Here is a 25,682-nt window from a genome sequence, read left to right on the forward strand (position 1 = left end):
CGCAGTTACGTCGTCCACTTCCCGATAAAATAAAACATGGTTTTATAAACAAAGGAATGAAAAATCATGTTGACGGGTAATGTTCACTACCTCGCCCAGATGCCCTATCTGCCGGTGGCGATCCGCCAGGCGATCGAGTATGTGATGGCCAACTTCAGCGCGGCGACGCCGGCAGGACGCTATGAGATCGACGCCCAGCGCCAGTTTGTCTTGATCGCCCACGACGAGACCGCCGCCGCCGAGACGCGCCGTGCCGAATACCACGCCCGCTATCTGGATGTGCAGATTGTGCTGGAGGGGCAGGAGGGTATGGGCTTTAGCAACCTGGCTCCTGGGGTGCCCGGCGAGGATCGGTTGGCGGATAAGGATATCGCCTTCCTGCCGCTGGGTGCAGGTGGCCTACAGGAGAAGTCTTTGACGTTGCAGCCGGGTGACTTTGTGGTGTTTTATCCGGGCGAGGTGCATAAGCCGTTGTGTGCGCTGGGGGCTCCCGCACCGGTGTGCAAGGCGGTGATCAAGCTGGATGCGCGCGCGCTCGGCCTGCTGGCCGACTAAGGGCGAGAGGGCGGTACGGCCAGGTAGGCCGAGGCCGCCCCGATAGCGGCGTCAGGCGCCGGCCAGCGTCGCCACCATCACCGCCTTGATGGTATGCAGGCGGTTCTCCGCCTGATCGAAGACGATGCTGTGCGGCGACTCGAACACCTCATCGGTAACCTCGATCCCGTCGTGTAAGCCATACTGTTCGGCCATCTGTTTCCCCACGGCGGTCATCGTGTCATGGAAGGCGGGCAGGCAGTGCAGGAATTTCACCTGGGGATTGCCGCTCAGTTGCAGCGTCTGCATGTTGACCTGGTAGGGCAGCAGCTGGGCGATACGCTCCTGCCAGACGGACTTGGCCTCTCCCATTGAGACCCAGACATCGGTATACAGGAAGTCCGCATCCTGTACCCCCTCGGCGACCTCCTCCGTCAGGATCAGCTTGGCGCCGGTCTGCTCTGCTACCGCCTGGCACTGAGCCACCAGCGCCGCCTCCGGCCAGAAGGCGCGCGGGGCCACCAGGCGCAACTCCATGCCCATCAACGCCGCCCCCTCCAGCAACGAGTTGCCCATGTTGTTGCGCGCATCGCCGAGGTACGCCAGCTTGATGGCCGACAGCGGCTTGGCGCAGTGTTCGCGCATGGTGAGCAAGTCCGCCAGGATCTGCGTGGGGTGGAACTCATCGGTCAGCCCGTTCCACACCGGCACCCCGGCGTAGTGCGCCAGCGTCTCCACCACCGTCTGACCGAAGCCACGGTATTGGATGGCGTCATACATCCGCCCCAACACGCGCGCGCTGTCCTTGATCGACTCCTTATGGCCGATCTGGCTACCGCTCGGGCCGAGATAGGTGACGTGGGCCCCCTGATCGTGGGCGGCGACCTCGAAGGCGCAGCGGGTACGGGTGGAGTCCTTCTCGAAGATCAGGGCGATATTCTTTCCTGTCAGGCGCGCCACCTCACTCCCCTGTTTCTTGGCGTGCTTAAGCTCGGCGGCAAGATTGATTAGGTATGCAATCTGTTGTGGGGTGAAATCCAGTAAGCGCAGGAAGTGATGCTGATGAAGCTGATCCATATGGCCTGTCTCCGTTGTGGAATGTGATGTGCTGATGAATTTATATTCACATTATGTGTATTAAAATTCAATTTCAACCCCTGAGGCGGAAATATTGTTTTTGCGGGAGTGGTGAGGCGTCGCCGCCTGTGGGAGAATGCGCGAAAGGCTTAGCGATTGAGGATCAGTGAAATGGCAAACCGAGAGCTGCTAGAAGAACAGCGTGAAGAAACCCGCATGATTATCGAAGAGTTGCTGGATGACGGCAGCGATCCGGATGCGCTGTACACCATCGAGCACCACCTGTCGGCGGAGCGCTTTGAGACGTTAGAGCAGGCCGCCGTCGAGGCGTTCAAGCTGGGCTACGAAGTGACCGACGCCGAAGAGCTGGAGGTCGAAGAGGGCGTCCTGCTGATGTGCTGTGATGTGATCAGCGAGGTGGGCTTAAATGCCGACACCATCGACGCACAGGTCGAGCAGTTGATGACCCTGGCGGAGAAGCATGGCGTCAGCTACGACGGCTGGGGAACCTACTTTGAGGATCCGGACGGCGAAGAGGGCGACGACGAGGGGGAGTATGACGAGGATGACGTCGACGAAGATGACGACGGCCGTCGCCACTAATCACCGCTGATAACGCGCGTCGAGCGCGTCTCCGGGAGCCGAGCGGCTCCCTTTTTTTGTCTATGGGCCACGCCGATCAGAGCGCGCGCAGCATGCGTACCTCGCAGTCGACGTGGCGGGTGGCGCCCAGCGCCTGGTCGATGCGCGAAAATCCCAGATGTTGGTACAGGGCGATGGCGTCGAGCAGGGTGGCGGTGGTTTCCAGATAGCAGTGGGTGAACCCCTGGCCCCGGGCGAAATCCAGCGCCTGCAACGCCAAACGCTTTGCGATCCCGCGGCCACGCAGCGCCGGTAAGAAATACATCTTTTGTAGCTCACACAGGTGCGCCGCGGCCCCTTCCAGCGGGGCGATACCGCCGCCGCCCGCCACCTCGCCGTTGAGCTCGACCACCCAGTAGGCGCTGCGCGCCGCCGCGTAACTCTGCGCCAGACGATCCAGATTGGGATCGGAGACGGTGAACCCCTTGTCGGCGCTGAGGCCACACTCGGCGGAGACGCGGCGGATCACGGCGGCGATCGCGGCGTTGTCGGCGGGGGTCAGCGGGCGGATGAGAATATCGGCGGTGTGTGGCTCGGTCATGGGACGGTCCATGTGCAAGTGGGCGGATAAGGGAACCCTTTAAATAGCACCCTAACCCGCCTGAATGCAAGTGCCGTCAGGGCGACGGCACGGCGTTAGAACTCCACATCCTCCAGACTGAAGGTCTCCGTCTGATCGTTATAGGAGAAGATCTCGGCGTAGCGTCCCCAGTTGATCACGCTATCCAGCGTCTCACGCGCGGCCTGATCGGAGAGGGCATCCTCCAACTCCTGCTCGAAGCGTACCCGCGGCGCGCGATGGCCCGGGCGCTCGTCGAGCACGCTCTTGATCAACATCGCCAGGGGGACATGACGTAGCAGGTGTTCGGCGAATAACGCCTTGCGCGGCTGGGTATCCATGGCGGCAAACTGCTCCCCGGCCGGGGTGAGGATGATGTCGCCCTGCTGCACGCTGGCAAAGTCCAGGTGTTGCAGCACCTCGGCGACGGGAAACAGCCGGTCGACCTCCATGTGGAGCGCCAGCGCCAGATCCGGCATATCGGCCCGCCCGTGATAGGGGGCGGCGGAGAGGCTCTCCAACAGCCCGGCGATCAGGTTGGTGGAGACGTGTGGCAGCCAGGAGCCGAGGCGCAGCTCGTTGCGCAGGGTGTTGTCGCTATTGCGTGCCGTCATCTGGGCGTAGACCTCATCCACCAGATGGCGGAAGGCGGGATCGAGGCGGTTGCGCGGGTGGCGGAAGGGGACGGCGATCTCGGCGATGATCTTCCCGGGGTGCGAGGAGAGCAGCAGGATGCGATCGCACATGAACACCGCCTCCTCGATGTTATGGGTGACGATCAGCATCGACTTGATGGGCAGCTTGCCCTCACTCCACAGATCGAGCAGATCGGTACGCAGGGTCTCGGCGGTTAACACATCGAGCGCCGAGAACGGCTCGTCCATCAACAGCAGGGTGGGATCGACCACCAAGGCGCGGGCAAAGCCGACGCGTTGCCGCATGCCGCCGGAGAGTTCGCGCGGGTAGGCGTTCTCGAAACCATCCAGGCCGATCAGATCGATGGCTGCCAGCGCGCGCGGACGGCGCTCGGCGGCGGGCATCCCCTGTGCCTCCAGCCCCGCCTCCACGTTCTGTAGCACCGTCAGCCAGGGAAAGAGGGCGAAAGTCTGGAATACCATCGCCACCCCGTCGGCCGGGCCTTGGAGCGGGGCGCCGAGATACTCGACCTCGCCGGAGCTGGGGGCGATCAGGCCGGAGATGATGCGCAGCAGGGTGGACTTGCCGGAGCCGGAGCGGCCGAGTAGGGCGACGATCTCGCCCGTCTGCAGGGTTAGGTTCACCCCTTGGAGGATGGTCTGTCGGCCATGCGCCTGCTCGTAGCCATGATCGACGGCGCGCACGGCCAAGATCGGCGGCGGGGCTACGGGCGGGAGCGAAGGGCGAGCGTCGGTCATGATGATCCTCCTCGAATGGGGTTAGTGGGCGCGAAAGCGTGTCTCGGCGTAGGCGTACAGCGGGCGCCACAGCAGGCGGTTAAACAGGGTGACGAACAGCGCCATCATGGCGATCCCCAGGATGATATGGGGAAAGTTGCCGCTGGCGGTGTTCTCGGCGATGTAGGCCCCCAGACCATGGGCGATCAGCCGGGCGTCGCCCCATTGCACATACTCCGCCACGATGCTGGCGTTCCAGGCGCCCCCGGCGGCGGTGATCGCCCCGGTGACATAGTAGGGGAAGACGGCGGGCAGCATGATCTGGCGCCACCACTGCCAGCCGTGAATATGGAAATTGGCGGCGGCCTCGCGGTAGTCATTGGGGAAACTCATGGTGCCCGCCACCACGTTGAACAGGATGTACCACTGGGTGCCCAGCACGATCAACGGCGATAACCAGATGTCGGGGTCGAGGCGGAAATGGACGATGACGATGACGAACACCGGGAATAGCAGGTTGGCCGGGAAGGCGGCCAGGAACTGGGCCAGCGGCTGGATCTTCGCGGCCAGCGCCGGACGCAGGCCGATCAGTACCCCGAGCGGCACCCAGATCAACGAGGAGATCAGGATCAGCAGGCTGACGCGCAGTAGGGTGATCAGGCCCAGCAGGAACACATGGCCCACCTCGTGCAGCGAGACACCGCTCTGCACATACGCCCCGACACGCACGCTAAGATAGAGGGTCAGCAGCAGGATCGCGCCCCCCCATAGGCGGTCAATCGTCGGCCCGATGCGGCTCGGCGTGACCGCCCTCTGCGTCGGGCGGCGGCGTGGGCAGCGTAGCGGCAGGCGTGCCAGCCAGCCCAGCAGCTGGCCCAAGGGGGCGAACAGGCGATGGAACAGGTGAGTGCGGCGCAGCAGGTTAAACAGCCAGGAGGTGGGGGGCGTGGCCGAGCGGGTGGTCTCCATGCGGAACTTATCCGCCCAGGCGACCAGCGGGCGAAACAGCAGCTGATCATAGGCCAGGATCACCGCCACCATGGTCAGCAGTACCCAGCCGATGGCGTGCAGATCGCGCTGTAGGATCGCCTCGGCCAGATAGGCGCCGATGCCTGGCAGGACGAAGTGGGTATGGCCGACGGTAATCGCCTCCGAGGCGACGATAAAGAACCAGCCGCCGGACATCGACATTATCATGTTCCAGATAAGCCCAGGCATGGCGAAGGGCGCATCCAGCTTCCAGAAGCGTTGCCAGCCGGTGAAGTGCAGGCCGCGCGCCACCTCGTCGAGATCAGACGGCACGGTACGCAGGGACTGGTAGAAGCTGAAGGTCATGTTCCACGCCTGGCTGGTGAAGATGGCGAAGATGGCCGCCAACTCGACCCCGAGCACCTGCCCCGGAAACAGGGCGACGAAGAAGGTGACGGTGAAGGAGATGTAGCCGAGCACCGGCACCGATTGCAGGATGTCCAGCATCGGCACCAGTACCTTGGCCGCGCGTCGACTCTTGGCCGCCAGGGTGCCGTAGATCAGGGTGAACAGCAGCGAGGCCAGCATGGCGACCAACATGCGCAGGGTGGTGCGCAGGGCATACTCCGGCAGGGCGGCGGGAGCCAGAGAGATACTCTGTTTCTCCAGGCTGGCCAGGGGTTGCAACGTCTGGTGGAAGCCGATGGCCATCATGGCGATCAGGCTGATGATCAGCGGAAAGGCGACGACATCCCAACGGTTAGGATGCAGACTCAAGGGTTCGCGGGATTCGGATCGGCGGCTATCCATCGGGCTCCTCGCATCAGGCGGCGCCGTGTGCGGCGTGGCCACGCGGGGGAGAGGCCGAGCATGACCTGTCTCTTCTCCGCAGAAAGTGAATGATGACGCTGCTGCTGAGTATAGCCGCACGGGCGCGGCAGGCCGAGCGATGGCGCAGAAAGGTTAGGCGTTAAGCGTACAGGAAACAAAACGGGGGCCGTCAGGCCCCCGTGTCTTTAGCGTGTGCGACGGCTTACAGCGCGGCGATCACCGCCTGCTGTTCGATCAGCTTGGCTTTCGCCTCGGCATAACCGGTCAGCTTCTCGCGCTCTTTGGCGACCACCGTCTCCGGTGCGCGCGCCACGAAGCCTTCGTTGGACAGCTTGGCTTCGATGCGGGCGATCTCGCCGTCGATCTTGGCCACTTCCTTGCCCAGACGATCCAGCTCGGCGGCCTTGTCGACCAGACCGGCCATCGGGATCAACAGCTCGGCGCCATCGACCAGCTTGGTGACGGAGACCGGTCCCTTGTCACCGGCTGGCAGCAGGGTGATGCTCTGTAGACGAGCCAGCGACTGGATGAAGCTGCTGTTCTGCTCCACGCGACGCTGCGCGTTGTCATCGGTGTCACGCAGCAGCAGTTCTAACGGCTTGCTCGGGGCGATGTTCATCTCGGCGCGGATGTTACGTACCGCGATGATGGTCTGCTTGATCCACTCCAGATCGGCCAGCGCCTGGGCGTCGTCCTGTGCCGCGTCATACTGCGGATAGGGCTGCAGCATGATGGTGTCGGCATCGATGCCGGCCAGCAGCTTGACGCGCTGCCAGATGGTCTCGGTGATGAACGGGATGATCGGGTGTGCCAGACGCAGCAGCCCTTCCAGCACGGTCACTAGGGTGTGGCGGGTGCCGCGCAACTCGGCCTCGCTACCGCCGTTGATCACCGGCTTAGCCAGCTCCAGATACCAGTCACAGAACTGGTTCCAGGTGAACTCGTACAGGATATTGGCGGCGATATCGAAGCGGTAGCTGTCCAGCGCCTCACGCATGGCTTTCACCGTGCGGTTGAACTCCGCCAGGATCCAGCGATCGGCCAGCGAGTAGATCTTCTCGCCATCGTTGAAGCCGCAGTCGTGGCCTTCGGTGTTCATCAGCACGAAACGGCTGGCGTTCCACAGCTTGTTACAGAAGTTACGGTAGCCTTCCAGGCGCTTCATGTCCCAGTTGATGTCACGGCCGGTCGAGGCCAGAGCGGACAGGGTGAAGCGTAGGGCGTCGGTGCCGTGCGGCTCGATGCCATCTGGGAACTGCTTCTCGGTGCGCTTGGCGATCTTCTCGGCCAGTTGCGGCTGCATCATGTTACCGGTGCGCTTCTCCAGCAGCGCCGGCAGGCTGATGCCGTCGATCATATCCAGCGGATCGATGACGTTGCCCTTGGACTTGGACATCTTCTGCCCTTCGTCGTCGCGGATCAGGCCGGTGATATACACGGTCTTGAACGGCACCTGCGGCTTGCCGTCTTCATCCTTGATGAAGTGCATGGTCATCATGATCATGCGCGCGATCCAGAAGAAGATGATGTCGAAGCCGCTGGTCAGCACGTTGGTCGGGTGGAAGGTCTTCAGCGCCTCGGTGTTCTCCGGCCAGCCCAGGGTAGAGAAGGTCCACAGGGCGGAGGAGAACCAGGTGTCCAGCACGTCGTTATCCTGGGTCAGCGTCACCTCGGCGCCCAGGCCGTTTTCGCTGCGCACCTCTTCTTCGCTGCGACCCACGTAGACGTGGCCGTCGGCGTCGTACCAGGCCGGGATGCGGTGACCCCACCACAGCTGACGGGAGATACACCAATCCTGGATGTCACGCATCCAAGAGAAGTACATGTTCTCATACTGCTTCGGCACGAACTGAATGTCGCCATTCTCGACCGCTTCGATGGCCGGTTTGGCCAACGGGGCGGCACGCACGTACCACTGGTCGGTCAGCATCGGCTCGATGACCACGCCGCCACGGTCGCCGTAAGGCACCGTCAGATCATGCGCCTTGATCTCGACCAGCAGACCGGCCTCGTCACAGGCCTTGACGATGGCCTTACGGGCGGCGAAACGCTCCATGCCGCGGAATTCGGCTGGCAGCTCGCTGCTGTAGACATCGCACTCGACGCCGTTAGTGTCCAGCACCTGCGCCTGATCACGGATGTCGGCGTCGAAGGTGAGGATGTTGATCATCGGCAGCTGGTGGCGACGACCCACTTCGTAGTCGTTGAAGTCGTGCGCCGGGGTGATCTTCACGCAGCCGGTGCCTTTCTCCATGTCGGCGTGTTCGTCGCCGACGATCGGGATGCGGCGGTTGACCAGCGGGACGATGACGAACTTGCCGATCAGATCCTTGTAGCGCGGATCTTCCGGGTTGACCGCCACGCCGGTATCCCCCAGCAGGGTCTCCGGACGGGTGGTGGCGACCACCAGGTGATCCTGGCCGTCAGCGGTCTTGGCGCCGTCGGCTAGTGGGTAACGCAGGTGCCACATGGAGCCCTTGGTCTCGCGGTTTTCCACTTCCAGATCGGAGATGGCGGTGCGCAGTTTCGGATCCCAGTTGACCAGACGCTTGCCGCGGTAGATCAGATCTTCCTGATACAGACGGACGAAGACTTCCTTCACCGCGTTGGACAGGCCATCGTCCATGGTGAAGCGCTCGCGCTCCCAGTCGACGGAGTTGCCCAGACGGCGCATCTGGCGGGTGATGGTACCGCCGGATTCGGCCTTCCACTGCCAGATCTTGTCGATGAAGGCGTCGCGGCCATAGTCGTGGCGAGTCTTGCCCTCTTCGGCCGCAATCTTACGCTCAACCACCATCTGGGTGGCGATACCGGCATGGTCGGTCCCCACCTGCCACAGGGTGTTTTTACCCTGCATGCGCTGGTAGCGGATCATGGTGTCCATGATGGTCTGCTGGAACGCGTGGCCCATATGCAGGCTGCCGGTGACGTTCGGCGGCGGGATCATGATGCAGAAGCTTTCTTTGCTGGTGTCGCCGTTCGGCTTAAAGTAGCCCTGCTGTTCCCAGTGCGCGTACAGCGGCTGTTCGATGTCTTGCGGGTTGTATGTTTTTTCCATTCTTCGTCTGTTTCGTCTGATCGGTCAGTGAGTTGGCGGCGTCGCCGTGGTCAAGTGAAAGCCGACGCTGCGATAGGCTTTATAGCGTTCGCGCGCCAACTGCTTTAATGCGTCTTCGTAAGGCACGAAGTCTATCACTTCATGGAAAGCGGTGGCAAAATCCGCGAAGTCGGGCAACAGGCTGATCAACAGCTCGCGTGGCGCGCTGCCGCGCTTGCCCGGCCAGGACAGCTCCACCGGTGCGCCGAAGCGCGGTCCTTCCCCGGCCAGATTATGCGGCACAAACTGCTGCGGATCGCGCGCCCACAGCGCCTCGTCCAGGCGCTCGGCCTGCGCCTGGCTGGCACAGGCCAACAGCACGCGCTTGCCGGCGCGCCAGTGTTGGCACGCCAGCTCGCAGGCCAGCGTTTCCACATCGTCCGGCGCATCCGCCGCCTGCGGTTGCTCCAGCAAATAAAAGGTTGCCTGTTTCATCGGGAGTCGGATCTATCCTGCTTGGTGATGGCCGTGCCGCCGGGAGCGGTGACACGGCGTGGCCGCCCGTGTGTTGGACGGCCCTGCCTTACTATTCTACAGCAATGGCGGGAATATTCATGCTTCCCCTCCCGTGCGGGAGGGGAGAGGCGGGATCACTCTTCGCCGTTGAGGCCTGCGCGATTGAGCAGGAACTGGGAGAGCATCGCCACCGGACGGCCGGTGGCGCCCTTGGCCTTGCCGGAGCGCCAGGCGGTGCCGGCGATGTCCAGATGCGCCCAGTTATATTTGCGGGTGAAGCGCGCCAGGAAGCAGGCGGCGGTGATCGCCCCGCCCGGACGGCCACCGATGTTGGCCATGTCGGCGAAGTTGGAGTCCAACTGCTCCTGGAACTCGTCCCCCAGCGGCAGACGCCAGGCGCGATCGCCCGCCTGTTCCGCCGCGCTCAGCAACTCGGAGGCCAGCGGGTTGTGGTTGGCCATCAGGCCGGTCAGGTGGTGACCCAGGGCGATGACGCAGGCGCCGGTCAGGGTGGCGACATCCACCACCAGTTCCGGTTCGAAACGCTCGACATAGGTCAGCACGTCGCACAGCACCAGACGGCCTTCGGCGTCGGTGTTGAGCACCTCGACGGTCTGGCCGGACATGGTGGTGAGGATATCCCCCGGACGATAGGCGCGCCCGCCCGGCATGTTTTCACAGCCCGCCAGCACCCCGACGATGTTGAGCGGCAGTTGCAGCTCGGCGGCCATGCGCATCACGCCATACACCGAGGCGGCGCCACACATGTCGTACTTCATCTCATCCATGCCTTCGCCCGGCTTGAGGGAGATGCCGCCGGCGTCGAAGGTTAGCCCTTTACCCACCAACACGATCGGGCGTGCGTCCGGGTTCGGGTTACCCTTATATTCGATCACCGACATCAGCGATTCGTTCTGCGAACCTTGGCCGACGGCCAGGTAGGCGTTCATGCCCAGCTCTTTCATCTGTTGTTCGCCGATCACCCGGGTGGTGACGGAGCCGGCGTAGCTGTCGGCCAGCTGACGCGCCTGGGAAGCCAGGTAGCCCGCGTTACAGATATTCGGCGGCATGTTGCCGAGATCTTTGGCCGCCTTCACTCCGGCGGCGATGGCCAGACCGTGTTGAATGGCGCGCTCGCCGCTGGTCAACTCGCGGCGGGTCGGCACGTTGAACACCATCTTACGCAGTGGACGGCGCGGCTCGACCTTGTTGCTCTTCAGCTGATCGAAGGTATACAGGGTCTCCTTGGCGGTCTCGACGGCCTGACGCACCTTCCAGTAGGTGTTGCGCCCCTTGACGTGCAGCTCGGTGAGGAAGCAGACCGCCTCCATCGAGCCGGTGTCATTCAGGGTGTTGATGGTCTTTTGGATCACCTGCTTATACTGGCGCTCATCCAGCTCACGCTCTTTGCCGCAGCCGATCAGCAGGATACGCTCCGAGAGTACGTTGGGCACATGATGCAGCAACAGCGTCTGCCCGACCTTACCCTCCAGCTCGCCGCGGCGCAGCAGGGCACTGATATAGCCATCACTGATCTTATCGAGCTGTTCGGCAATCGGGGACAGGCGGCGAGGTTCGAATACACCGACGACGATGCAGGCGCTACGCTGCTTTTCCGGGCTACCGCTCTTTACACTGAACTCCATGCACTCTCCTGAATCTTAAAGACAGCGGCTAGAGGGGCGGATAAACTATACTCAAAGACGTTACGGCCCCTTGCCGTTGAACTGACTAGAAACAATTATTGCCACACGTTTTAGGCTGCCTAACGGTAAAATCATGCCGACATAGCGATGACCCGGCTTCCGTTGCGGCTTTTGCTGTTTTTTCGCGCGGGCGGCAGTTAAATTTGTCGTTTTCGTGACTAACGATTACGGTACAATCGGTTTGCAGTACAATCAGTTTACCTGACAAGTGGTTGGCGTTTTGGGATCTGGTCACGGTCCCGGTGAGCTGTTTTACGCCACCCAGGCAGCCAAGGCTGTAATCGTGCTACCCATTGTTGCCGCGGCCATAATCATCATAAAAATGGCGCGTTAGCGTAGAAATTATCTATTTTCCTGCAAAAATACAAGTTTTCACAGGCGTAATAAGCGTGATCATCATTAGATATCTAGTACGGGAAACCTTTAAGAGTCAGGTCGCCATCCTGTTTATTCTGCTCTTGATCTTTTTTTGCCAAAAGATGGTGCGGATTTTAGGGGCGGTGGTGAATGGCGATATCCCGACCAACCTGGTGTTTTCCCTGCTTGGGCTGGGGATCCCAGAGATGGCTCAGCTCATCTTGCCGCTCAGCCTATTTTTAGGGTTGTTGATGACCCTAGGCCGGCTGTATACGGAAAGCGAGATCACGGTGATGCACGCCTGTGGGTTGAGCAAGACGGTGCTGATCAAGGCGGCGATGGTGCTGGCCTTCTTCACCGGGGCATTGGCGCTGGCCAACGCCTTCTGGCTCAGCCCCTGGTCCTCGCTGCATTCCGATGAGGTGATGGCGGAGGCCAAGGCCAACCCCGGCCTGGCGTCGCTGGCCGAAGGGCAGTTCCAACCCTCGCAAGACGGCAACTATGTGTTGTTCGTCGGCAACGTGAAGGACAAGAAATTCCACGACGTCTTCCTGGCGCAGCTACGCCCGAGCGGCTCGCAGCGCCCCTCGGTGGTGGTAGCGGATAGCGGCCATCTGGTCGAGATGAAGGATGGCGGGCAGAAGGTGGTGCTGGATAGCGGAACGCGCTACGAGGGCACCGCGATGCTGCGCGACTTCCGCATCACCGACTTCGTCGACTACTCCGCCCTCATCGGCCACAAGTCGACGATGCTGGACCCGAACAACGCCGATCAGGCGAGCATGTCCGCGTTGTGGCACTCCGACGAGTCAAGTTTCCGCGCCGAGTTCCACTGGCGCCTGACGTTGGTGTTCTCGGTGCTGGTGATGGCGCTGATGGTGGTGCCGCTCAGCGTGGTGAACCCACGCCAGGGACGGGTGCTGTCGATGCTACCGGCGATGCTGCTCTACCTGATCTTCTTCCTGTTGCAGAGCTCGCTGCGCTCCAACGGCGGCAAGGGCAAGCTGGACCCGATGATCTGGATGTGGGCGGTGAACGGCGGCTACCTGTTGTTGGCGTTGGCGCTTAATCTGTGGGATACCGTGCCGATGCGCCGCATTCGTGCGCGCCTAAGCGGAAAAGGAGTGGCCTGATGTTTGGCGTTCTCGATCGTTATATTGGCCGCACCATCTTCAACACCATCATGATGACCCTGTTCATGCTGGTGTCGCTGTCTGGCATCATCAAGTTCGTCGACCAGCTGCGCAAGGTGGGCCAGGGGGATTACTCCGTGGCGGGTGCCGGGCTGTTCACCCTGTTGAGCATCCCCAAGGATATCGAAATTTTCTTCCCGATGGCGGCGCTGCTCGGCGCGCTGCTCGGCCTGGGGATGTTGGCGCAGCGCAGCGAACTGGTGGTGATGCAGGCCGCCGGTTTTACCCGCATGCAGGTGGCGTCGGCGGTGATGAAGACCGCCATTCCGCTGGTGCTGCTGACCATGGCCATCGGCGAATGGGTGGCACCGCAGGGTGATCAGGCGGCGCGTAACTACCGCGCCCAGCAGATGTACGGCGGCTCGCTGCTGTCGACCCAGGGCGGCCTGTGGGCTAAAGATGGCAACCAGTTTATCTATATCTCCCAGGTGGTGAACGACCGCACCCTGGCGGGGGTGAGTATTTACACACTCAACGACCAGCGTAAGCTGACCTCGCTGCGTTACGCGACGGCGGCCACCTTCGACGGCAAGCAGTGGAAGCTGACCCAGGTGGAGGAGTCCAACCTGACAAACCCTGCGCAGATCACCGGCTCGCGCACCCTGACCGGGGTGTGGAAGACCAACCTGACGCCGGACAAGCTGGGGGTAGTGGCGGTCAGCCCCGACTCGCTCTCCATCAGCGGCCTGTATCACTACGTGAAGTACCTGCAGCAGAGCGGCCAGGAGTCCAACCGTTATCAGCTCAATCTGTGGAGCAAGATCTTCGCCCCGCTCTCCGTGGCGGTGATGATGCTGATGGCGCTGTCGTTCATCTTCGGTCCGCTGCGTAGCGTGCCGATGGGGGTACGGGTGTTGACCGGCATCTGCTTCGGCTTCGTCTTCTACGTGCTGGATCAGATCTTCGGTCCGATGAGCCTGGTGTACAACGTGCCGCCGGTGATTGGCGCGGTACTGCCCAGCGCGTTGTTCCTGGCGATCAGTATCTACCTGTTGCTGCGCCGCAGCTAACGGTGTGGGGATGAGATACGCGGGGCGCCTAAGGGCGCCCCGCTGGTATCTGATGAGTAAAAAACCCGGGCGAGGCGTGAGTGCAGGGGGGGGAGTCAGACTGGCCCGCTGGCGCGATGTCAGTGATGACTCACTTCGCGCGCCTTCCCCTTGGCCTTAGGCCTTAACGCTTTTGCGCCGCCAAGGCGCTGACCAGATCGTTCACCCCATCGCTCATGTTCTTGAAGCGCGTCAGGTCGCTACGGGTGACCACCACGAATACCCCGATGTTCTTCTCCGGGATCAGCGCCATATAGGTGATGAACCCCCCGGCACCGCCGGTCTTCTGAATGATCCCCGGATGGCCATCCTGCGGCGCCATAGCCACCCAGCCCAGCCCCAAGGCGGCGGCCTTACCCGGCACATCCATCCCCTTCACCTGATCCAGCTTGGCGCGTGGGTAGTACATCTTCAACAGACGCGCGGCGTAGGGGCTACGCGGCTGCTGGCCGCCGGCCAGAAACTGCTGCATCCAGCGGCGCATGTCGTCCGGGGTGGAGTAGACCCCACCGCTGCCGATGGCCGCCAGCGAGGAGATACACGGGCTGGCGCTGCGCGCCGGGATCATCAGGCGCGCGCACTGCGCCGCCGTCGGGGTGTAGGTGGTATTACTCATGCCCAGCGGACGGGTGATCAGGCGCTGAAACAGCGCCGGGTAGCTCTGGCGAGTGGCGTGGGCCAAGGCATCGGCCAGCAGATCGTAACCCAGGTTCGAGTAGGCGGCGGCGCTACCCGGCGCGACGCTCAGCCGGGCGCGTTGCAGCCACTGCCAACGCTGGCTGTAGGTCGGCCAGGTGAACACCGCCCGGTTGGCGGCGCCGCCCGGCTGCTCACGCGGCAGGCCGCTGGTGTGCGAGGCCAGATGCATCAGGCGGATCGGCCGCCCCGAGTCGTTAGTGGGCACTCGCTTTCCTGGCGGAGCATAGCGCGACAAGGGATCGGTCAGCTTGACCTTCCCTTCGGCGTCCAGTTTGACCAGCACCTCGCTGGTCATCAGCTTGGTCAGCGAGGCGATGCGGATCAGCGAGTCGGGGCGTGGCCGCTGATTGTTGCCGGGGCGGGTCTCGCCGTAGCTACGAAACAATTGCTCTTTACCGTCGATGGCGACTAGCGCCATGCCGGTGGCACCGCTGTTATAGAAGATATGCTCGGCATAGCGATCGACGGTGGTGCGGATCTGGGCATCCGGGGTGGCGGCATGGGCGGATACCCCGCTCAGCACACAGCCGATGGCCAGCGCGGCCAGGGAAAAAAAGGGGCGAAAATGAGTATCCATGTCATTCAGAACGCAAGGGAATAAGAGGGGTAAGTATAGTAATGCTTGCCCGCGCTGCACAGCAGCGCTTTTGCCAGGAAATTTTGTAAAAAAGCGCCGCAGAGTGCTGCGGAGGGTAAAAATGAATGTGACGTGGCGCACATGCAAGGGTAACCTTGCTACGCTTTACATTAGGGACGCGCACGGGCGTGATAGTGGGAAATTTTATACTGTAGTGCAGTTATTTTTTCCTCTTTGTCTTCCGTGAACATATAATGCGCAGCGGTCTGTGAGGACTGTAACCTAAATCGAACAACCGCCTGCGCGGCGTTAAGCACCCAACAGGAAAGAGAAACATGAAAATGAGTATCCGTGCGCTTTTCACGGTACTTCTGGCCGCGGCTGCCTGCATGCAGTCTGCGTTTGCCGTGGTATACCCCCTGCCGGCGAACAACAGCCGAGTGGTTGGTGAGAATCTGCACATCCAAGTCCCGGAAGATAGTAAGTACCCACTTGAGCATTTCGCTGCGAAATACCAGATGGGGCTAAGCAACATGCTGGAGGCTAACCCCGGCGTCGACCCCTATCTGCCGCGCGCAGGCCGTAGCCTGACGATTCCGCAGCAGCTGATCCTGCCGAACACGCCCCACGAGGGGATCGTGATCAACAGCGCTGAGATGCGCCTGTATTACTACCCGAAAGGCAGTAAGACGGTGGTGGTGTTGCCGATCGGTATCGGCCAGCTGGGCCGTGATACCCCGATGAACTGGGTGACCTCGGTACAGCGTAAGAAGGCAGGCCCGACCTGGACCCCGACCAAGAAGATGCATGAAGAGTACGCCGCCAACGGCCAGTACCTGCCTGCCGTCTTCCCGGCCGGTCCCGATAACCCGATGGGGCTGTACGCCCTGTATGTTGGCCGCCTGTATGCGGTGCACGGCACCAACGCCAACTTCGGTATCGGTCTGCGCGTCAGCCACGGCTGCGTGCGTCTGCGCGACCCGGACATCAAGTGGCTGTTCGAGAACATCCCGGTGGGGACACGCGTACAGTTTATCAACGAGCCGGTGAAGGCTACCGTGGAGCCGGACGGTTCGCGCTATATCGAGGTGCACAACCCGCTCTCTACCACCGAGGCCGAGTGGCAGTCACGCGCGCCGGTGCCGATCCAGCTCAACGCCGCGGTGACCAAGATTATCGCCGATCCGAGCGTCAACACCCATGCGGTGGACGAGGCGCTGAAGGCTCGCTCCGGCATGCCGGTGAAGATCAACTAAGCCGATGCGTTAGCCGTGATACCAGGCGGGCCGGATGGGCCCGCTTTTTTTTCGCCCGGATGAAACGCGCCGGGCGGCGGAGCGGAAGCGCCGCGCCTCTTGGGCTAACCCTCTGAAAAACTTACCCACCTGCGAGCGCCGTTTTTTTCAGCACTTGAAAAGATCGCGAGTGGATAACTGTTGCAAGGCGACGCCCACTAGGTATAATGCACCTGTTTTCCGCATCCCCTTCAGTGCCGAAGTGGCGAAATCGGTAGACGCAGTTGATTCAAAATCAACCGTAGAAATACGTGCCGGTTCGAGTCCGGCCTTCGGCACCAAGTGATGCGATTAAGCCACCGAAAGGTGGTTTTTTTGTATCTGAAATCTGTGTTACGCAAGGTAACTGCCTGTTTTTCCCTCGCCTGCCTCAAACCTTACAATAAAGTCTACAATGCGCGATGGCTGAGTGTAGGTATTTGGCCATGATGAGGAGATAAAGCAAAGATTGTAGAGATCGGCAACAAGTCAGCGGCGATTTTGGTGTAGAGTGAGACTCTGAATTCTTCCAGAGAAGAGCGTGTGGGTGAGTATTCATGGTGACGGTAGTTTCGAAGATATGGGAGATAGGTAATAACGTCATTTTAATAATCAATTGATTAAAAGATATATTATTGGCATATATCGAAATACATAGAGATAATCCAGAATCATGGTTTCCGACAAAACTCTCCGGCAAGCGATAGCCAACATTACCATCTGGCGCAAAGGCGAACAGCGTGCGCCACATAAGCCATTATTGCTGCTGCTCGTCCTCTCACACTATCGGCAGGGTCATGATCGCCTGTTTAACTATGGTTCTGAAATCTACGAACCCCTGTTGGATCTCCTGGAACGTTATGGACCGCAGCGCCGTGACCAGCGTCCAGATATGCCGTTCTGGCGTCTGAAGGGTGACGGCTTCTGGGAACTACAAAACGCGGAACTGTGCTCAACCAATGGTAGCCGCCAGCCGCCTCGGCGTGAACTCATTGAATATAATGTCGCGGGTGGATTTGATGCCGATAATTTTGCGTTGGTGGCAAAAAATCACAGGTTAATTGATACGCTGGCGCAGCAGCTCCTGGAGGCGCATTTCCCGGCCAGTATTCAGGAAGACATCGCTGACGAGATGGGTTTTGATATTCGCACCTCTCTTCGACAACGCGATCCGAAGTTCCGCCAGATGGTGCTACGTGCTTACAATTATCAGTGCGCTATCTGCGGCTTTAACATGCGCCATGACAATGCGCCGATTGCTCTGGAAGCTGCCCATATCAGATGGAAGCAGCATCATGGCCCTTGTGAAGTCCCTAATGGCCTGGCATTGTGCGCAATCCATCATAAAGCGTTTGATCGCGGTTCGATTGGTCTAGATGAAAATATGCGTGTGATAGTTTCCGACGCGGTAAATGGTGGATGGGTGGTACAGCGGCTGTTCTGGGATTTTGCGGGAAAGTCGATTGCGTTGCCACCGGTTAAAGAAAATTATCCGGGCGAGCGGTTTGTGGAATGGCATAGGAAAGAGGTGTTCAGAGGAGAGTATTGAGCTGGGGTAGGGCAGTTATTTTGCGTGAGGTATACAAACCATTCAGCCTTGATGACTAAATGGTTTGTCAGCGATAATCACGATGCGTCATGCTCGGCAAGCTCGGAGTCACTGGCATAAGGGACTTTTCCAGAAGGTACAACCTTTGCCGCTGCGATCAAATGCACATCCTGATCGTCAAAGAAAATATGTGGCTTAAACGCTTTGAGAATTTTTGTTTTTTCTACGCCTCCGAGGAAAAAGCCTCATCGACATATACACCCCAACTCCTCAGCATTTTAATGACACGAATTTTTGTAAAAGTACGATAGCCTATTTTGATGATGCGGTAATAATCTTCTCTATATCAGCGAAAATAACATAGAAATTATGTTGGAGTTTTTTTGTGGTTTTTTGGGTTTATTGTACGGAGGTAAAATGTATGATGCCGGTTTAAACCTCGTCAAAAGGTAATTGTATGATGGGGATGTTCATCTTTTGCGTACCTTGAATCGGTTACGTTTGTGGCTGTGACTATGGTCATTGTTTAGAAGAATACGAAAGGATAAAATAAAAAGTTATAGGCCTTAAATATACGATAAGGTCAACATTGTCATGGATTAACAACAATGATGAACAAATCCAACTTCGATTTCCTAAAAGGCGTAAACGATTTCACTTACGCCATTGCCTGCGCGGCAGAAAACAACTACCCCGACGATCCGAATACGACACTGGTAAAAATGCGCATGTTTGGCGAAGCGACGGCCAAACACCTGGGGTTATTACTGGATATTCCTCCATGTGAAAACCAGCACGACCTGCTGCGTGAGCTGGGCAAAATTGCCTTCATTGACGATAGCATTCTTTCCGTTTTCCATAAGCTGCGCCGTATCGGCAATCAGGCCGTTCACGAATACCATAACGATCTCGATGATGCCCAGATGTGTCTGCGCCTCGGATTCCGTCTTGCTGTTTGGTACTACCGGCTGGTGACCAAAGATTACGATTTCCCGGTACCAACTTTTGTGATGCCTGAGCACGGCGATGATCGCTACCACGCCGAAGTTCTCACGCTCAAACAGCAGCTGGAGCAGCAGACACAGGAAAAAGCACACAGCCAGGCAGAGCTGGAAGCTCAGCAGCAACGCTTAATTGCACTCAATGGCTACATTGCCGTTCTCGAAGGTAAGCAACAGGAAACCGAAGCCCAGATCAAAGCCCGCGTGGCTGCCCTGGAAGCACAGCTCGCTGCAAAAAATGCCGAGTTAGCAAAACAGACCGAGCAGGAACGTAAGGCTTATCACAAAGAGATCACCGACCAGGCGATCAAGCGCACGCTGAATCTCAGCGAAGAAGAGAGTCGCTTCCTGATTGACGCCCAGTTGCGTAAAGCGGGCTGGCAGGCCGATAGCAAAACGTTGCGCTTCGCCAAAGGCGCGCGCCCGGAAGCGGGCGTCAACAAGGCGATTGCGGAATGGCCGACCGGCAAAGATGAAACGGGTAATCCCGGCTTTGCCGACTACGTTCTGTTCATCGGCCTCAAACCCATCGCCGTGATTGAAGCCAAGCGCAAAAACACGGATGTTTTCAGCAAGCTCGCCGAGTCGTATCGCTACAGTAAATACTTCGATAACGCCTTCCTGCGCGATACGCTGCTGGAACATTACTCGCCCGATGAGGTGCATGAAGCGGTACCGGAATATGAGGTAAGCTGGCAGGATACCAGCGGTAAACAGCGCTTTAAAATCCCCTTCTGCTACTCCACCAACGGGCGCGAATACCGCGCGGCAATGAAGACCAAAAGCGGTATCTGGTATCGCGACGTCCGCCACACCACCAACATGTCGAAAGCGCTGCCGGAATGGCATCGCCCGGAAGAGCTGCTGGAGATGCTGGGCAGCGACCCGCAGCAAAAAAACCAGTGGTTTGCCGAAAATCCCGGAATGAGCGAACTCGGCCTGCGTTATTACCAGGAAGATGCCGTCCGCGCGGTGGAAAACGCTATCGTTAACGGCCAGCAAGCCATCTTGCTGGCGATGGCAACCGGTACCGGTAAAACCCGTACCGCCATTGCTTTAATGTTCCGCCTGATCCAGTCCCAGCGTTTCAAACGCGTGCTGTTCCTGGTCGACCGCCGCTCGCTCGGCGAGCAGGCGCTGGGGTCGTTTGAAGACACGCGCATTAACGGCGATACCTTTAACAGTATTTTCGATATTAAAGGTCTGACCGACAAATTCCCGGAAGACAGTACCAAAATTCACGTTGCCACGGTGCAGTCACTGGTCAAGCGCACGCTGCAATCCGATGAACCCATGCCGGTCGGCCGCTACGACTGTATCGTCGTCGATGAAGCGCACCGCGGCTACATTCTCGATAAAGAGCAGACCGAAGGCGAGCTGCAGTTCCGCAGCCAGCTGGATTACGTTTCTGCCTATCGTCGCATTCTCGACCACTTCGATGCGGTAAAAATTGCCCTGACCGCCACGCCAGCGTTGCACACGGTGGATATTTTCGGCGAGCCGGTTTACCGCTACACCTACCGGACAGCGGTGATCGACGGCTTCCTGATCGACCAGGATCCGCCGATTCAGATCGTCACCCGCAACGCGCAGGATGGGGTCTATCTTTCCGAGGGTGAACAGGTGGAACGCCTGAACCCGCAGGGCGAGCTGATCAACGACACGCTGGCTGACGATCAGGATTTTGAAGTTGCCGATTTTAACCGTGGCCTGGTGATCCCAGCGTTTAACCGCGCGGTATGCGGTGAGCTCACCAAATATCTGGATCCCACCGGGCAGCAAAAAACGCTGGTGTTCTGCGTCACCAACACCCATGCCGATATGGTGGTGGACGAGCTGCGTACCGCGTTCAAGAAAAAGTACCCGCAGCTTGAGCACGACGCGATCGTCAAGATCACCGGCGATGCCGATAAAGATGCGAAGAAAGTGCAAAGCATGATCGTCCGCTTCAACAAAGAGCGGCTGCCGAATATCGTGGTCACCGTCGACCTGCTGACCACCGGCGTCGATATCCCGTCTATCTGTAATATCGTGTTCCTGCGCAAAGTGAAAAGCCGCATTCTCTACGAGCAGATGAAGGGCCGCGCCACGCGTCTGTGCCCGTCGGTGGGGAAAACCAGCTTTAAGATTTTCGACTGCGTCGATATCTACAGCTCGCTGGAAAGCGTCGACACCATGCGCCCGGTGGTTGTGCGTCCGCAGGTGGAGCTGCAAACGCTGGTCAATGAAATTACCGACTCAGAAACCTATAAAACCATTGAAGCGGATGGCCGCAGCTTTGCCGAACACAGCCATGAACAGCTGGTCGCCAAGCTGCAGCGCATTATCGGCCTCGCCACCTTTAACCGCGACCGCAGCGAAGCGGTGGATAAGCAGGTCCGCCGTCTGGATGAGCTGTGCCTGGATGCGGCGGGCGTTAACTTCGGCGGTCTGGCTTCTCGTCTGCGGGAAAAAGGGCCGCACTGGAGCGCCGAGATTTTCAATAAGCTCCCCGGCTTTATCGCCCGCCTCGAAAGGCTGAAAACCGATATCAACGCCCTGCGCGATGCGCCTATCTTCCTCGATATTGATGATGAGGTGGTGAGCGTCAAATCGCTGTACGGCGATTACGACACGCCGCAGGATTTCCTCGAAGCCTTCGATGCGTTGGTACAGCACGCTCCTAACGCCCAGCCTGCGCTGCAGGCGGTGATCAATCGCCCGCGCGACCTTACCCGTAAAGGGCTGGTGGAATTGCAGGAGTGGTTTGACCGCCAGCATTTTGAAGAATCATCTCTGCGTAAGGCGTGGAAAGAGACGCGCAACGAAGACATCGCCGCCCGACTGATTGGCCATATCCGCCGTGCGGCGGTGGGCGATGCGCTGAAACCGTTCGACCAGCGCGTCGACCATGCGCTGGAAAAAATTAAAGGCGAGAACGACTGGAACAGCGAGCAGCTAAGCTGGCTCGAGCGTTTAGCGCAGGCGCTAAAAGAAAAAGTGGTGCTCGACGATGACGTGTTTAAAACCGGCAATTTCCACCGTCGCGGCGGTAAGTCGATGTTACAGCGCACCTTTGACGACAACCTCGACAAGGTGCTGGATAAGTTCAGCGATTACATCTGGGATGAGCTCGCCTGACGCGTTATCATCCCCGGCAATTTCTTCTTCTGCGGCCCCGATAAGGGCCGCTGTTTTACATGGGATCTTCAATGAACAATAACGATCTGGTCGCCAAATTATGGAAACTGTGCGACAACCTGCGCGACGGCGGCGTCTCCTATCAAAACTACGTCAATGAACTCGCCTCGCTGCTGTTTTTGAAAATGTGTAAAGAGACCGGCCAGGAAGCGGACTACCTGCCGGAAGGCTACCGCTGGGATGACCTGAAATCGCGCATTGGCCAGGAGCAGATGCAGTTCTACCGTAACCTGCTGGTCCAGTTAGGCGCTGATGAGAAAAAGCTGGTACAGGCGGTGTTCCATAATGTCAGCACCACCATTGAGCAACCCAAACAGCTGACGGAGCTGGTCAGCTATATGGACGCGCTGGACTGGTACAACGGCAACCACGGGAAGTCCCGCGATGACTTCGGCGATATGTACGAAGGGCTGCTGCAAAAGAACGCTAACGAAACCAAATCCGGCGCGGGCCAGTACTTCACCCCGCGTCCGCTGATTAAAACCATTATCCATCTGCTGAAGCCGCAGCCGCGTGAAGTGGTGCAGGACCCGGCGGCGGGTACGGCGGGCTTCCTGATTGAAGCGGATCGCTACGTGAAGTCGCAGACTCACGATCTGGACGATCTCGACGGCGACACCCAGGATTTCCAGATCCACCGAGCGTTTATCGGCCTCGAACTGGTGCCCGGCACCCGTCGTCTGGCGCTGATGAACTGCCTGCTGCACGATATTGAAGGCAACCTCGACCACGGCGGCGCCATCCGTCTGGGCAACACGCTGGGCAGCGACGGCGAAAACCTGCCGAAGGCGCATATTGTCGTCACCAACCCACCATTTGGCAGCGCCGCAGGCACCAACATCACCCGTACCTTCGTCCATCCGACCAGCAACAAACAGCTGTGCTTTATGCAGCATATTATCGACACCCTGCACCCCGGCGGCCGCGCGGCGGTGGTGGTGCCGGATAACGTGCTGTTTGAAGGCGGCAAGGGTACCGATATTCGCCGCGACCTGATGGACAAATGCCATCTGCACACCATCCTGCGTCTGCCGACCGGCATCTTTTACGCCCAGGGCGTTAAAACCAACGTGCTGTTCTTCACCAAAGGCACGGTGGCGAATCCGAACCAGGATAAAAACTGCACCGACGACGTGTGGGTGTATGACCTGCGGACCAATATGCCGAGCTTCGGCAAACGCACGCCGTTTACCGAGCAGCACCTGCAGCCGTTTGAAACCGTCTACGGTGAAGATCCGCACGGCTTAAGCCCGCGTGAAGAAGGTGAATGGAGCTTTAACGCCGAAGAGAGCGAAGTCGCCGACAGCGAAGAGAACAAAAACACCGACCAGCACCAGGCCACCAGCCGCTGGCGCAAGTTCAGCCGCGAGTGGATCCGCAGCGCAAAATCCGATTCGCTGGATATCTCCTGGCTGAAGGATAAGGACAGCATCGACGCCGACAGCCTGCCGGAGCCGGACGTGCTGGCCGCAGAAGCGATGGGCGAACTGGTGCAGGCGCTGGGCGAGCTGGACGCGCTGATGCGCGAGCTGGGCGCGGGGGATGAGGCGGATGCACAGCGTCAGTTGCTGGAAGAAGCGTTTGGTGAGGTGAAGGCATGAGTGGGGGGAAATTGCCGGAGGGGTGGGCTATAGCTCCAGTATCGACAGTCACAACCCTAATCCGAGGGGTCACATATAAAAAAGAGCAGGCAATCAATTATCTACAAGATGATTATTTGCCTCTTATCCGTGCAAACAATATTCAAAATGGCAAGTTTGATACTACAGACTTGGTTTTTGTGCCTAAAAACCTTGTTAAAGAAAGTCAAAAAATATCTCCTGAAGATATTGTTATTGCGATGTCTTCAGGGAGTAAATCTGTAGTCGGTAAATCCGCACATCAGCGCCTACCATTTGAATGTAGTTTCGGCGCATTTTGCGGGGCATTACGTCCTGAGAAATGCATATCCCCGAGTTTTATTGCTCATTTCACAAAATCTTCCTTTTATAGGAACAAAATTTCATCACTTTCTGCTGGTGCAAATATTAATAATATTAAGCCAGCAAGCTTTGATTTAATAAATATACCAATCCCGGCACTTGCCGAACAAAAAATCATCGCCGAAAAGCTCGACACGCTACTGGCGCAGGTAGACAGCACCAAAGCACGTCTTGAGCAAATCCCACAAATTCTGAAACGTTTTCGTCAGGCGGTGTTGGTATCGGCAGTCAATGGTAAATTACAAGCGGAGCCAGCAAACAATAAAAATTGTACTATAGGCTCCTTATGCCTTACTTCATTCGATGGGCCATTTGGATCAAAGCTTAAAACATCTGACTATACTGATTCCGGAGTCAGAGTCGTGAGATTAGAAAATATAGGCCACCTGGAGTTCAAAAGTGCAAAAGAAACCTTCATTAGCTATGTGAAATATGAAAATTTATACAGTAATACATTGAAAGAAGACGATCTTCTTTTTTCCTCATTTGTTGATGAGGATGTAAGAGTATGCCTCGTGCCGAAAAGTGATGAAATATTTATCAATAAAGCTGATTGTTTTTGCTTAAGAATTGATCCATCACTAGCATCACCACATTATCTTGCACTTGTTTTAGCCAGCAAAACCTCTTACGAACAAATTAAGGAAAAGGTGCAGGGGATTACTCGTCCAAGGATAAATCTCAGAACGCTACGCTCATTGAGTTTTGATATTCCTCCCCTTAAGAAACAACACGAAATCGTCCGCCGCGTCGAACAACTCTTCGCCTACGCCGACACCATCGAAAAGCAGGTCAACAGCGCCCTGACCCGCGTCAACAGCCTCACCCAGTCGATCCTGGCGAAGGCCTTCCGCGGCGAGCTTACCGCCCAGTGGCGGGCTGAAAACCCGGACCTGATCAGCGGTGAAAACAGCGCAGCCGCGCTGCTGGAAAAAATTAAGGCTGAACGCGCCGCCAGCGGCGGTAAAAAAGCCTCGCGTAAAAAAGCATAATCCTTATAAAAGCGCACCGAAAGCGTGCGCTTTTATCTATTCACGTCCATTTATAACCCGCAAAAATATATCTTATTTATTCCGAATCGCGCTTATTACGTTCTGTTTTTAGCTGGACTTTTCTTTTATTTACTGTTGATATAGCCAGGTATTTAGCGCGATGCGGTCGTGCGCCAACACAACCGCATCGCTCATCACAATCACTATTTTCAAGGAATAGCAGTCATGACTGATACCCATTCTATTGCAGATCCGTGCGATCCAGAAGTCTCCCCAACAAATAACCGTCATCTTACCGTGAGTTATGCGAGCCGTTATCCGGATTACACGCATGTTCCGGCAATTATTATGAAAGGCCAGTGGCTGGAAACCGCCGGTTTTACCACTGGCTGCAAATTCGATGTCAGAGTGATGCCTGGCTGCATCGTGCTGACGACAAAACTGCCTGAGCCGGAAGAACCGGCGTTATTGCAGTCGCTGCGTCGGGTGTGCAAACTGTCCGCCCGTAAGCAGCGGCAGGTACAGGAATTTATCGATGTGATTACTGGCAAACGTACTACCTGACGCACATCGCTCCCGACAGCG

18 protein-coding genes, 1 tRNA gene and 1 pseudogene are annotated in these 25,682 nt (G+C 58.4%); 11 read left to right on the top strand and 9 right to left on the bottom strand.

Going from position 1 to position 25,682, the window contains the following annotated elements; translation table 11 throughout:
• Positions 1-66 precede the first annotated feature (66 nt).
• Positions 67-555 (top strand): YhcH/YjgK/YiaL family protein, encoded by a 489-nt coding sequence (locus DCL27_RS02055; RefSeq protein WP_005289881.1) that lies wholly within the window; start codon positions 67-69, stop codon positions 553-555.
• A gap of 51 nt (positions 556-606) precedes the next feature.
• Here the strand turns inward: DCL27_RS02055 and argF are convergent, their stop codons facing one another.
• Positions 607-1,611, bottom strand: a complete 1,005-nt coding sequence (gene argF, locus DCL27_RS02060) for an ornithine carbamoyltransferase (protein ID WP_035597068.1) — start codon at positions 1,609-1,611, stop codon at positions 607-609.
• Positions 1,612-1,782: 171 nt separating this feature from the next.
• On the opposite strand from argF, the gene rraB reads away from it, so the two are divergent.
• Positions 1,783-2,214 (top strand): ribonuclease E inhibitor RraB, encoded by a 432-nt coding sequence (gene rraB, locus DCL27_RS02065; protein ID WP_005289885.1) that lies wholly within the window; start codon positions 1,783-1,785, stop codon positions 2,212-2,214.
• Between the two features lie 76 nt (positions 2,215-2,290).
• Here rraB and DCL27_RS02070 read toward each other — a convergent pair whose 3' ends face one another.
• From DCL27_RS02070 to pepA, 6 genes are all read right to left on the bottom strand, one after another.
• Positions 2,291-2,794: a GNAT family N-acetyltransferase gene (locus tag DCL27_RS02070; protein WP_005296197.1), complete on the bottom strand. Its 504-nt coding sequence runs from the start codon at positions 2,792-2,794 to the stop codon at positions 2,291-2,293.
• Positions 2,795-2,889: 95 nt separating this feature from the next.
• Positions 2,890-4,206, bottom strand: a complete 1,317-nt coding sequence (locus tag DCL27_RS02075) for an ABC transporter ATP-binding protein (RefSeq protein WP_035597071.1) — start codon at positions 4,204-4,206, stop codon at positions 2,890-2,892.
• Between the two features lie 21 nt (positions 4,207-4,227).
• A complete protein-coding gene (locus DCL27_RS02080) occupies positions 4,228-5,964 on the bottom strand; it encodes an ABC transporter permease (protein WP_035597074.1) in 1,737 nt (578 codons plus the stop codon).
• 223 nt (positions 5,965-6,187) lie between these two features.
• On the bottom strand, positions 6,188-9,043 hold the full coding sequence (locus DCL27_RS02085; protein ID WP_035597077.1) for a valine--tRNA ligase: 2,856 nt from the start codon (positions 9,041-9,043) through the stop codon (positions 6,188-6,190).
• Positions 9,044-9,067: 24 nt separating this feature from the next.
• Positions 9,068-9,517, bottom strand: a complete 450-nt coding sequence (locus tag DCL27_RS02090; protein ID WP_005296201.1) for a DNA polymerase III subunit chi — start codon at positions 9,515-9,517, stop codon at positions 9,068-9,070.
• Between the two features lie 155 nt (positions 9,518-9,672).
• Positions 9,673-11,184: a leucyl aminopeptidase gene (gene pepA / locus DCL27_RS02095; protein WP_005289896.1), complete on the bottom strand. Its 1,512-nt coding sequence runs from the start codon at positions 11,182-11,184 to the stop codon at positions 9,673-9,675.
• Between the two features lie 449 nt (positions 11,185-11,633).
• Between pepA and lptF the strand changes: the two genes are divergently transcribed.
• Together lptF and lptG are read left to right on the top strand one after the other, a co-directional pair.
• A complete protein-coding gene (gene lptF / locus DCL27_RS02100; RefSeq protein ID WP_035597080.1) occupies positions 11,634-12,734 on the top strand; it encodes an LPS export ABC transporter permease LptF in 1,101 nt (366 codons plus the stop codon).
• On the top strand, positions 12,734-13,804 hold the full coding sequence (gene lptG / locus DCL27_RS02105) for an LPS export ABC transporter permease LptG (protein WP_068870434.1): 1,071 nt from the start codon (positions 12,734-12,736) through the stop codon (positions 13,802-13,804). The genes lptF and lptG overlap by 1 nt, the downstream gene beginning before the upstream one ends.
• Positions 13,805-13,967: 163 nt before the next feature.
• On the opposite strand, the gene ampH is transcribed toward lptG, so the two are convergent.
• Positions 13,968-15,119: a D-alanyl-D-alanine-carboxypeptidase/endopeptidase AmpH gene (gene ampH / locus DCL27_RS02110; protein ID WP_035598030.1), complete on the bottom strand. Its 1,152-nt coding sequence runs from the start codon at positions 15,117-15,119 to the stop codon at positions 13,968-13,970.
• A 335-nt stretch (positions 15,120-15,454) separates the two neighbouring features.
• Here ampH and DCL27_RS02115 point away from each other — a divergent pair, with 335 nt between their 5' ends.
• From DCL27_RS02115 to DCL27_RS02125, 3 genes are all read left to right on the top strand, one after another.
• Positions 15,455-16,375, top strand: a complete 921-nt coding sequence (locus DCL27_RS02115; protein WP_005289907.1) for a L,D-transpeptidase family protein — start codon at positions 15,455-15,457, stop codon at positions 16,373-16,375.
• Between the two features lie 235 nt (positions 16,376-16,610).
• Positions 16,611-16,695: transfer RNA gene (locus DCL27_RS02120), tRNA-Leu, on the top strand.
• Positions 16,696-17,066: 371 nt separating this feature from the next.
• On the top strand, positions 17,067-17,942 hold the full coding sequence (locus DCL27_RS02125; RefSeq protein WP_035598026.1) for a phosphorothioated DNA-binding restriction endonuclease: 876 nt from the start codon (positions 17,067-17,069) through the stop codon (positions 17,940-17,942).
• Between the two features lie 77 nt (positions 17,943-18,019).
• Here DCL27_RS02125 and DCL27_RS02130 read toward each other — a convergent pair.
• Positions 18,020-18,240: pseudogene (locus tag DCL27_RS02130) on the bottom strand (5'-nucleotidase); the annotation flags it as partial.
• Positions 18,241-18,550: 310 nt separating this feature from the next.
• Here DCL27_RS02130 and hsdR point away from each other — a divergent pair.
• The 4 genes from hsdR (at position 18,551) to symE (ending at position 25,661) form a co-directional block, all read left to right on the top strand.
• Positions 18,551-22,063 (top strand): type I restriction-modification system endonuclease, encoded by a 3,513-nt coding sequence (hsdR, locus tag DCL27_RS02135; protein ID WP_035598023.1) that lies wholly within the window; start codon positions 18,551-18,553, stop codon positions 22,061-22,063.
• A gap of 71 nt (positions 22,064-22,134) precedes the next feature.
• On the top strand, positions 22,135-23,724 hold the full coding sequence (gene hsdM / locus DCL27_RS02140; protein WP_035598020.1) for a type I restriction-modification system methyltransferase: 1,590 nt from the start codon (positions 22,135-22,137) through the stop codon (positions 23,722-23,724).
• Entirely contained in the window at positions 23,721-25,097 is a 1,377-nt protein-coding gene (locus DCL27_RS02145) for a restriction endonuclease subunit S (RefSeq protein WP_035598019.1), read from the top strand. The genes hsdM and DCL27_RS02145 overlap by 4 nt, the downstream gene beginning before the upstream one ends.
• A 225-nt stretch (positions 25,098-25,322) precedes the next feature.
• A complete protein-coding gene (gene symE / locus DCL27_RS02150) occupies positions 25,323-25,661 on the top strand; it encodes an endoribonuclease SymE (protein ID WP_035598018.1) in 339 nt (112 codons plus the stop codon).
• The last annotated feature ends 21 nt before the right edge of the window (positions 25,662-25,682 follow it).

It is taken from the genome of Edwardsiella tarda ATCC 15947 = NBRC 105688 (assembly GCF_003113495.2).
Taxonomy (GTDB): domain Bacteria; phylum Pseudomonadota; class Gammaproteobacteria; order Enterobacterales; family Enterobacteriaceae; genus Edwardsiella; species Edwardsiella tarda.